Below are 9,934 nucleotides of genomic sequence, written 5' to 3'. Positions count from 1 at the left end.
AACTTCAACCAGGTCAGCGACGAAGAACTCGCCCACACCCAGCACCTGCTCAACATCCGACCGCGTCAAACACTCCAATGGGACACCCCAACTGAAAGACTGACCAAACTAATCGATGGTGTTGCACTAGCAAGCTGAAACCGCCTGCCCGGCATTGTCATTAAGTGCCACCTCGACACGCCTGAGACCCGGGTCACTCCGTTGCCAGTCATCTTACAAATAATCGGCAAGCTCCGACTATGATTGATGGGTCGCCCTCGCATGCGGCAAGTAATAGGAGGCCCCCAAATGACCCCTGCAATGACTGCAGAACGCGAAATCCGCCTGTCCTTTTCCAGGGCGGACGAAATCCACGACGGACTCGAGCAGGCCGTGGATGCATTGATCACGAACGCAGCGGCAGACGCCAACTGCGGCATTCTGGTGACCAGGCACGAGCCCGGCACCTACACCGTGGCGCTGGACGAATCCGTTCCCTTCGGTCAGACCCACGAAGTACTCGCTGCCTGATTGCCACCCCTGACGGCACCACTGGCAGCGACGCCAAAAACCGGGGCCCGTCCCCTTCCGCATCTACTACCCGCGGAAGGGGACGAGCCCCGGTTTCTGTTTAAGCTACGCCCGGCGGAGAGTGACGCCGTCGGACTTCATGAACAATTCCTTGCCCTCTTCGGTGACGCCGGGCCCTGAGTGCTCAAGCCACACAACGTTTCCGCTGCTGGAAACCTCCTCAACCCGACCGGCTGCGATGACGTGGGCGTACTTGACCACTTCCACCGTGTCGCCGGCCTTCAGCGTCTTCCAATCGGAAACCGTAGCCGAGTGAGCGTTTCGCCTGGACAGGACTGCTCCGCGTGCCTTCATTGAACTTCTACCCCTTTGTGGATGTTCTCTGTTGTGTATTGAGTTGTGAACGGTTGACCGTCAAGCCCACGACATCTTCGGCGTGGACGTGACGTACACCATAAGTTCTACTACATTTGCCACGCCCCGGTGCCTGCGTTGCGAACAAAGACCGGGGCGTGACAAATCTGCCCATGAAATGAGCATTTTATTCGACGTCAGGCCAAAATCCCGACGGCGGATTCGGCGGCCGCACGGACCGCGCCGGAGCCAACCAAACGGTCAGCCGCTTCGAGTTCGGGCGACAGGAACCGGTCGGTTCCCGGTCCCTGGACCACTTCGCGAAGCACCTCAAGTACTGCCGTGCCGGCAGGACCCGGGGTGAGTTCGCCGTCGGACATCTGCGTACGCATATCAATGGCGCGTGCGCTGGTGACGAGTTCGACGGCGAGCACGCGGCGAAGGTTCTCCACGGCCTTGCGAAGCTTCCGGGCTGCGTGCCAGCCCATGGACACGTGGTCTTCCTGCATGGCGGAGCTCGGGATGGAGTCCACCGATGCCGGAACGGCCAGGCGCTTGTTGTCCGAGACCAGGCCTGCCTGCGTGTACTGGGCGATCATCAGGCCGGAGTCCACTCCGGGGTCTCCGGCGAGGAAGGCCGGGAGTCCGTGCGAGCGGGCCGGGTCCAGCATGCGGTCCGTGCGGCGCTCGGCGATGGAGCTGAGGTCCGCGACGGCGATGGCCAGGAAGTCCAGGACGTACGCCACGGGGGCGCCGTGGAAGTTGCCGTTGGAGGTGACGCGGCCGTCGGGCAGGACCACGGGGTTGTCGATGGCGGCAGCAAGTTCGCGGGACGCCACCAGCGCGGCGTGGTCCACGGTGTCGCGGACGGCGCCGGCAACCTGTGGGGCACAACGAAGCGAGTAGGCGTCCTGCACCTTGGTGTCGTTGATCCTGTGGGAGGCAACGATCGGCGAGTTGGACAGCACACGGAGCATGTTGTCGGCGCTGGCGGCCTGGCCGGGGTGCGGACGCAGTGCTGCGTGGAGTTCCGGCAGGAACACCTGATCGGTGCCCAGCAGTGCCTCGACGCTGAGCGCTGCGGTGACGTCCGCCGTCGCGAGCAACAGGCGGATGTCGGCGATGGCCATCAGCAGCATGCCAAGCATGCCTTCGGTGCCGTTGACGAGGGCCAGGCCCTCCTTCTCAGCCAGCGTGACGGGCTCGATGCCGTGCTGGGCGAGCAGCTCAGCAACGGGCGCCTTTCCGGCAACGCCGTAGAGCTCGCCGTCGGGGCCCGTTGCTTCACCTTCACCCATGAGGACCAGCGCGCAGTGGGACAGCGGTGCGAGGTCGCCGGAGCAACCGAGCGAACCGAACTCGCGGACCAGCGGGGTGATGCCTGCATTGAGGACGTCCACCATGGTCTGCAGGACCACCGGACGGACGCCGGTGCGGCCGGATGCCAGGGTCTTGGCGCGGAGGAACATGATGCCGCGGACCACTTCGCGTTCCACGGCCGGGCCCATGCCGGCGGCGTGGCTACGGATCAGCGACTTCTGCAGCTGCGTGCGGAGGTCGTTGGGGATGTGGCGGTTGGCCAGGGCGCCGAAGCCCGTGGAAATGCCGTAGGCGGGGACATCGCTGGTAGCGAGGTCATCAATGTGGGCGCGGACCTTGGCGACGTTGTCCAAGGCTTCCTGGGAGATGGTCACCTTGGCGTCATGGCGCGCGACGGCGACCACGTCTTCCGGGGTCACGCCGCTGGAGCCGAGGGTGACGGTCAGGGGTTCGTGGGTAGTAATAGTCACTTTTGTTGCCTACTTCTCGTTCATGGGGATGCGGACGCCGCGTTCGTTGGCGACCTCGACGGCGCGGTCGTAGCCGGCGTCGACGTGGCGGATGACGCCCATGCCGGGGTCGTTGGTCAGGAGCCGTTCCAGTTTCTGGGCTGCCAGTTCCGTGCCGTCAGCGACGGAAACCTGGCCAGTGTGGATGGACCGGCCAATACCGACACCACCACCGTGGTGGATGGACACCCAGGTAGCGCCCGAGGATGCAGCAGTCAGTGCGTTCAGCAGCGGCCAGTCAGCGACCGCGTCCGAGCCATCCTTCATCGACTCGGTCTCACGGTACGGGGACGCCACGGACCCTGAATCCAGGTGGTCACGGCCGATCACGATCGGGGCCTTGACCTTGCCCTCGGCGACGAGCTGGTTGAACAACAACCCGGCCTTGGCGCGTTCGCCGTACCCGAGCCAGCAAATACGTGCCGGCAGGCCCTCGAACTGCACCCGCTCCGCCGCGGCGTCGATCCACTTGTGGAGGTGCTTGTTCTCCGGGAACAACTCCTTGATGGCTTCATCGGTGACGCGGATGTCTTCCGGATCGCCCGAGAGCGCGACCCAGCGGAACGGGCCCAAGCCCTCGCAGAACAAGGGACGAATGTACGCCGGAACGAAGCCAGGGAATTCGAACGCGCGGTCGTACCCGCCCTTACGGGCCTCGTCACGAATCGAGTTTCCGTAATCGAACACCTCAGCTCCGGCGTCCTGGAACTCCACCATCGCCTGCACATGCCGGGCCATGGAAGCCTGGGCCTTCTTGGTGAACCCTTCCGGATCCGCCTCAGCCTCGGTATGCCACTCAGYCACGGTGATGCCCTCCGGCAGGTAGGACAACGGGTCATGCGCACTGGTCTGGTCCGTGACCACGTCAAAAGTGACTTCCCCGGCCTTGTGGCGGCGCAGCAGCTCGGGGAAGACTTCAGCGGCGTTGCCCACGTAACCGACGGACCAGCCACGACGCTCGTCCTTTGCGGCCTGAACTTTGGCGATCGCGGTGTCCAGATCGGTTTCGACCTCGTCCAGGTACCGCTTACCCACACGCCGACGCAGGCGGGACTCGTCCACATCAACAATCAGGCACGCGCCATCATTCAACGTCACGGCCAGCGGCTGGGCACCGCCCATGCCACCGCAGCCACCGGTCAGGGTCAAGGTACCGGCGAGCGGCCCTTCCGTGGAACCTTCAGCGGCAGGCGCGGGGTGGCGGCCCTCCGCAGCGAGCTTATTTCCGACGGCGGCAAAGGTTTCGTAGGTGCCCTGCAGGATGCCCTGGGTGCCGATGTAGATCCAGGACCCGGCCGTCATCTGCCCGTACATCATCAGGCCCTCAGCCTCGAGCCGGCGGAACTCAGGCCACGTCGCCCAATCACCGACGAGGTTGGAGTTGGCGAGGAGAACACGGGGCGCCCACTCATTCGTGCGGAAGACACCTACCGGCTTACCCGACTGCACCAGCAGGGTCTCGTCCTTCTCCATGGTTTCCAGGGTCCGGGTGATCGCATCGAACGCAGCCCAGGAACGCGCTGCGCGTCCGGTACCCCCGTAGACCACCAGATCATCCGGACGCTCGGCGACCTCGGGGTCCAGGTTATTCATCAGCATGCGCAACGGCGCCTCGGTCTGCCACGACTTGGCAGTAAGCTCAGTACCCCGCGCGGCCTTGACCGGACGGGCACCAGTAGTGAAATCGGCGGGTGCCATGGTGACTCCTTCGTCTGTGGGAAGTGTGTGGTGGAAAGATCTTCTGCTTCTACTAAAGCCCCTTTACCAAGCGGCCGGAACGGCTTTTCGGACGGTGCTGTCCGGGATTACAGACATGCGGATGCTCTCGCTTTCGCGCCCGGATGCGCGCATGCTGGACCCATGGCAACGTATCGAGTGTCCACCTTGGTCGCCGCGCCGCCGGAGCGGGTTTTCGACACCTGGACGGATCCTGACAGGTTTACTGAGTGGATCGGCGGCGTCACACGCGTGACCGATCTCGTTGGCTCCACCGACCAGGCCGGCAGCAGCTATACGGTGTGGTTCGGCCGGATGGCGAGTCCCACGGAAGTCATCGCTGCGGAACGGCCGCGGCACATCCGCACCCGCTTCGGCAACGCGATCCTCAAAGGGGAATCGGATGTCACGTTCACCCCGGAAAGTGGTGGCACGCGCATCCAGCAGCTGTTCGAAACACGCGGACTGGTGTCCACGGTGGTGGGACGACTCTTCGCCACGGGATCCTACCGGGGCAGTTTCCGGGGCGAGCTGGAAGCTTTCCGCGCCATGGTTGAACGCGACTCCCCCGGGCCGGGCAGCCGCTAGGGTGCATCGGCGCTTACTAAGCGTCAGCCCGCCGTCGGGCGACCATGGATCCGGACCGACAGTTCGTCGGCGGCTTTCCTGATCCGCGCGGCCAGTACGGGCCATTGCTCAGCCGGCACTTTGTCCTCCAGGAACGTGACGGCGACTGCCGCCGTCGGCCATCCAACGTGGTCAGTCACGGCGACGGCGATGGAGCCGAACCCGGGAGTGATTTCGCCGTTTTCCGTGGCGTAGCCACGCTGGCGCACCTGGTCCAAATGGGACGACAAGGCGGAGTACTTCATGATGGGAAACTCGACATCGTGCCGGGACGTGAAGGCCGCAGCGTTCGGGTAGAGGGCGCGGACCTGCGACTTGGGCAAGGCGGCGAGGATTGCCCGACCGGACGCGGTGAGGTGGCTGGGAAGCCGAACCCCGACGTCGGTCACCAGGCTTGGGCGGTTCTTGGCACGTTCTTCCACGATGTAAAGGACATCGCGGCCATGGAGCACAGCCAGGTGTGCGCTCTCGCCGATCACGTCGACCAGCGACGCCAGCATGGGGCGACCCAGCCGTGACAACGGCTCCTGCCGCGAATAGGCGGAGCTGAGTTCGAAGGCACTGATGCCGAGCCCGTAGCGCTGCTCCTCATGCAGATGGAGGACGAAGCCGTTCGCCTCCATAACGCCCAGAAGGTGGTAGACACTGGACCGCGGCAGGCCCAGTGCCGTGGCGATATTCGACGCCGCCATCGGCCCTCGCCGCGAAGCCAACAGTTTCAGGATGCGCAAGGTGTTTTCGGCAGCCGGGACTTTGGACGTGGCCTTGCCGGGCGCGGTGGGCGTGGTGGTCATGGTTCCTCGCTGCTGGGGGATCTTGAGGGGCGCCGGAGCATACTGTCCGGTATCCCGTACTCAAGCGTGCACCTTTCACAAGGCATTGACCAGCACCGGGCCGCCGGGAGTGTCCGGTATACCGGACACTCCGACGACGTTTTCCGACTGCCCGGAGGCGTAGCCGGCTATCCCTCGGCTGGGGAGGGACCCTTGCGGCGCAACAGGAACGTGATGGCTCCAGCTGCTGCCAGGACCAGTGCCACGATGAGGCCGATGGTCCAGCCACTCATGCCCGCAGAAGAAGCAGCCATCGGAGCAGCCGCCTCCTGTGACTGGGAATCCACCGAAGTGGAGCCCTTTGCTGCCGAGGTCGTCGGCGGCACGGAAATGCTCGGTGCGGCCGAAGGCGTTGCTGCGGGCTTTTCTACGGACTCCGTGACAGCTCCGGTCTCAGCCAGTCCGACGGCGGGAGCGTACTCGCGCGGCCACGGAATGACGATCGGGGCTGCTCCTGTTCCCGATTGCTGCGATGCATCAACGCTGCCGGCCGCAAGCTGCCCACCAGCGGCTTCGGCCTGGCGCGCGGCCTCGGCCTGGCGCGCGGCCTCGGCTTGGCGTGCGGCTTCAGCGGCCTTCGCAGCGTCAGCCGCCCTACCGGCGTCGAGGATTGCCTGGTCAGTGAGCCGCGACAGCTCTGCGAGAGCGGTGTTTACGGCGGCGGTATGCCGGGCATTCGCCGCGTCCTTTTCGGCAGCAGTGAACTGTTCGCTTGATGCAAATGCCTGAAGTTCCGCTCGCCCGCCCGCCATCGCTACGCCAGCAGCAGTCTGGAGCTCCGGAGAATCGAGCCTTATGAGACCGTCGGCCAATTCCGAGTTATCCAAGTACTGCGCGTCGGAGTGTCCGTACTCGAGGAAGTACCGGACATCTGCATGGTTGACGGACTTAACAGCGTCCTTAGCAGCCTGGACCACGTGCACGCCGCCCGCGGCCATGTGCTGGAAAGCACGCTGCCTGTCGTTAACAAAGGCTGCACTGTCCTGTTCGCTCGCGAGACCGTGACCATCGGCAATGAAGTCCTTGACGGCAGAGTCCCCACCCAGCAGAGCAGCCTCAGCTGCCTTCCGCACTTCAGGCGTACCCACCAATGCGAGGTCCAGTGTGGCCTGGCGGGCTTCCATGATCAGAGGATCAAGATCAGCACCAGGGGCCGTTAGCGTCGACAGCAAAGCCGGAAGCTCGGCGGCGGCCTTTTTGAATGCAGCCTTGGCGGGCTCTTGGGATGCGAGCCGGGCTTTGTCTATGGCCTGCTTGGGCCAAGCCTGCGAGAAGCGATAGTCCCGCTCTTCCAGCAAGCGCCTCAGGTCGGTCTTCTTGGGGCCATCAACGGCGTGTCGCGCGTTCTCCAGAGCAGTCTTCGCGCGATCCGCCACGGCTGCCGAGCCAGCAGGGTTGGCTGCGATATCTGCCCTCACAGCGTCGAGTGATTTGGTGACCGTAGTCAATTTTTGGTCCTGCGCTGCGGCAACGAACTGACCGTAGCGCAGGTATGTAGCAAGGACTTCAGGGTCGTAGGTGTCCAGAGCAGCCTGCGCTCCGCGAGTGACGGCGGCAATGGGCGAATTGGTCAGGTAGGCTACCGCCTCACGGTCCTGGCCCTGAGCGGTCTTTTGCCAGCCTTCGAGAACGAACTTCTCGACAGCCTCACTGCCGTTGTCCAGGCTCTTGGAAGCAGCCATCCGGATGGGACCCGAGTAGTTGAGGAACCGAGTGGCCGTTATCCGCAGGTCGAGATCCCAGGCGCCGGCCCAGCCCTTTGACAGGAAGCTCGTGATCACGCTGGGGTCGTTAGTGGCCAGTATCCTGACCGCGCTCTCCCTGACATGTTCGCTCCCCCGTGTCGTCAGCTCGGTGACCAACTGCTTCCGGTCAGCTGCCAGCGCGACGTCCTGGCCGCCGTCGAGGAATGCCTGGACCGCGTCCGGCCCACCCACCAAGGCGGCAGCGGCGGCGGTGCGGATTGCGGGACCGCCGGTCTTCCAGAGCTCAACCACGCCAGCGGCGTCACTCACCCGTTCCACGAAAGGCACGGGAGCTTGCGAGGCGTTCGGAACCTCAAAATTCGGCACGTCATAGGCCTGCGCGGGTGCGGCAAAGAGCAAGGATGCCCCGGCCACTACGGCAACAACGGCAGCTGCCCAACGGCGTCGGGTAGCGCGGATTACGGAAATCATGAGTCCCCCAAGTAACAGATGCAAGAGTCAGCACAGAGTTCAAAGGGGGCGACGCGAAATGCGAGGGATGCCTGACCGTGTTGAAGAGCTGTCCGCGGTCATCATATCCGACCGGGAACTATGACTTTTACCACCCTCTGATGAGACCCACAGCATGGTGTCTGCGATCAAAGACACCAATCACCCGTGAGTCCGATCACAAGGCCGTCAAAAGTGATCTGCTGGATAGCGATCCCCTCCCAAAGACGAGAAGGTTTTACTATGCAACAAACCAAGCTGGCTGTGGAGAGCTCTGTCCTCCAGGCCGCAGGTACGGCGCTCAGCCGAGGCCTCAACGTCCGTCACATCCGCTTCATGGCACTCGGATCCGCGATCGGCACCGGCCTGTTCTACGGCTCGGCGTCGGCCATCCAAAAGGCCGGGCCGGCCGTCCTGCTTGCCTACATCATCGGCGGCGCGGCCGTGTTCATGGTGATGCGCGCCCTCGGCGAAATGGCCGTCCGACACCCCGTGTCCGGCTCGTTCGGCCAATACGCGAGCCGCTACCTGGGGCCTTTCGCCGGTTTCGTAACCGGGTGGACCTACGTGTTCGAAATGGCGATCGTGGCAATCGCCGACGTCACGGCCTTCAGTATCTACATGGGCTTCTGGTTCCCACAGGTGGACAGATGGATCTGGGTGCTGGCGATCATCCTGTTCCTGGGCGCCATGAACCTGCTCAGCGTGAAGGTGTTTGGTGAGCTTGAGTTCTGGTTCTCGCTGATCAAGGTGGTGGCGATTATCGCCATGATCGTGGGCGGTGCGGCGATCATCGTGTTCGGTTTCCAAACGGGCGACGGCGGTGGCGTGGCACCGGGGCTGGGGAACCTCGTGAACCACGGCGGTTTGTTCCCCAACGGATTCGAAGGGCTCCTGGCAGCGTTCGCCGTCGTGATGTTTGCCTTTGGCGGGATCGAAACGATTGGCATTACCGCGGGCGAAGCCGCCGACCCCAAAAAGGTCATCCCGCAGGCCGTCAACACCGTGCCCGTGCGGGTGCTCCTGTTCTACGTGCTGACTTTGGGCGTGCTGATGAGCATCTTCCCGTGGAACGAGATCGGCAGCAGCGGCAGCCCGTTCGTGCAGATCTTCGACGGACTGGGCATCCCGGCCGCTCCGCACATCCTCAACGCCGTGGTCATCACCGCCGCGCTCTCGGCGATCAACAGCGACATTTTCGGGGCCGGGCGCATCCTGTTTGGTCTGGCACAGCAGGGCCACGCACCCAAGAGCTTCAGCAAGATTTCCCGCCACGGCGTTCCGTGGATGACCGTGGTGATGATGGGTTGCATCCTGCTGGTGGGCGTCGTTTTGAACGCCGTCATCCCCGAAGACGTGTTCGTGCTCATTGCCTCGATCGCCACCTTCGCCACCGTGTGGGTCTGGGTGATGATCCTGGTTTCGCACGTCGCGATGAAGCGGGAGATCAAGCGCAAGGGCCTGCCGGCGTCGGAATTCGGCTCGCCGCTCTGGCCTGCTGCGTCCATCCTGACCATGGCGTTCATGGCGATGGTCATCGTGATCCTCGGAGTCTTCGAGGACACCCGGGTTGCGCTGTATGTTGGCGGAACCTGGCTGGTACTCCTGTTCGTGGCCTACAAACTGTGGGTCCGCGGTGGTGGCCTGCGCCGGGCCGAATTGGTAGACGAAACCGCCTGATTTTCCACGCCCGTATGACAGTTAATGCCAATGTTCGCGCGGCAAAGTCATAGGGTCGTTGCAACGCTCTGATTGATGGAGCGTTTTATGGTCAAGTTGTTCCCCAAGGCTGCGCGTACTGAGTTTCTTGATTTGGTGTGTGCGGGGATGCCTGTTCGTACTGCTGCCCAGCGTGTCGGGGCGGTGCACC

The 9,934-nt window shown here is 63.7% G+C and carries 8 protein-coding genes and 1 pseudogene; 4 read left to right on the top strand and 5 right to left on the bottom strand.

Annotation, left to right across the window (positions count from 1 at the left end; all coding sequences use genetic code 11):
* Both AB4Y81_RS21405 and AB4Y81_RS21400 read left to right on the top strand, forming a co-directional pair.
* Window positions 1-138: pseudogene (locus tag AB4Y81_RS21405) on the top strand (IS30 family transposase); the annotation flags it as partial.
* 150 nt (window positions 139-288) lie between these two features.
* Window positions 289-510, top strand: coding sequence for a hypothetical protein (locus AB4Y81_RS21400; protein ID WP_281445644.1), 222 nt, complete (start codon window positions 289-291; stop codon window positions 508-510).
* Window positions 511-615: 105 nt separating this feature from the next.
* Here the strand turns inward: AB4Y81_RS21400 and AB4Y81_RS21395 are convergent, their stop codons facing one another.
* The 3 genes from AB4Y81_RS21395 to AB4Y81_RS21385 all read right to left on the bottom strand — a co-directional run bounded on the left by AB4Y81_RS21395 (window position 616) and on the right by AB4Y81_RS21385 (window position 4,391).
* Window positions 616-864: a hypothetical protein gene (locus AB4Y81_RS21395; RefSeq protein WP_018780283.1), complete on the bottom strand. Its 249-nt coding sequence runs from the start codon at window positions 862-864 to the stop codon at window positions 616-618.
* 197 nt (window positions 865-1,061) lie between these two features.
* Window positions 1,062-2,654, bottom strand: coding sequence for a histidine ammonia-lyase (gene hutH, locus AB4Y81_RS21390; protein ID WP_018780284.1), 1,593 nt, complete (start codon window positions 2,652-2,654; stop codon window positions 1,062-1,064).
* Between the two features lie 9 nt (window positions 2,655-2,663).
* Window positions 2,664-4,391 carry a urocanate hydratase gene (locus AB4Y81_RS21385; RefSeq protein WP_441996924.1) on the bottom strand — a complete coding sequence of 576 codons (1,728 nt, stop codon included), beginning with the start codon at window positions 4,389-4,391 and terminating at the stop codon, window positions 2,664-2,666.
* A gap of 162 nt (window positions 4,392-4,553) precedes the next feature.
* Between AB4Y81_RS21385 and AB4Y81_RS21380 the strand changes: the two genes are divergently transcribed.
* Window positions 4,554-4,997: an SRPBCC family protein gene (locus tag AB4Y81_RS21380; RefSeq protein ID WP_189076926.1), complete on the top strand. Its 444-nt coding sequence runs from the start codon at window positions 4,554-4,556 to the stop codon at window positions 4,995-4,997.
* Between the two features lie 23 nt (window positions 4,998-5,020).
* On the opposite strand, the gene AB4Y81_RS21375 is transcribed toward AB4Y81_RS21380, so the two are convergent.
* Together AB4Y81_RS21375 and AB4Y81_RS21370 are read right to left on the bottom strand one after the other, a co-directional pair.
* Entirely contained in the window at window positions 5,021-5,830 is an 810-nt protein-coding gene (locus AB4Y81_RS21375) for an IclR family transcriptional regulator (RefSeq protein ID WP_018780287.1), read from the bottom strand.
* Between the two features lie 167 nt (window positions 5,831-5,997).
* Window positions 5,998-8,046, bottom strand: a complete 2,049-nt coding sequence (locus AB4Y81_RS21370) for an ALF repeat-containing protein (RefSeq protein WP_189076927.1) — start codon at window positions 8,044-8,046, stop codon at window positions 5,998-6,000.
* Window positions 8,047-8,307: 261 nt separating this feature from the next.
* Between AB4Y81_RS21370 and AB4Y81_RS21365 the strand changes: the two genes are divergently transcribed.
* Window positions 8,308-9,744, top strand: coding sequence for an amino acid permease (locus AB4Y81_RS21365; protein WP_055975539.1), 1,437 nt, complete (start codon window positions 8,308-8,310; stop codon window positions 9,742-9,744).
* Window positions 9,745-9,934: the final 190 nt, after the last annotated feature.

It is taken from the genome of Paenarthrobacter sp. TAF1, assembly GCF_052113825.1.
Taxonomy (GTDB): Bacteria; Actinomycetota; Actinomycetes; order Actinomycetales; family Micrococcaceae; genus Arthrobacter; species Arthrobacter nicotinovorans.
This window is presented reverse-complemented; position numbering and strand designations above follow the sequence as displayed.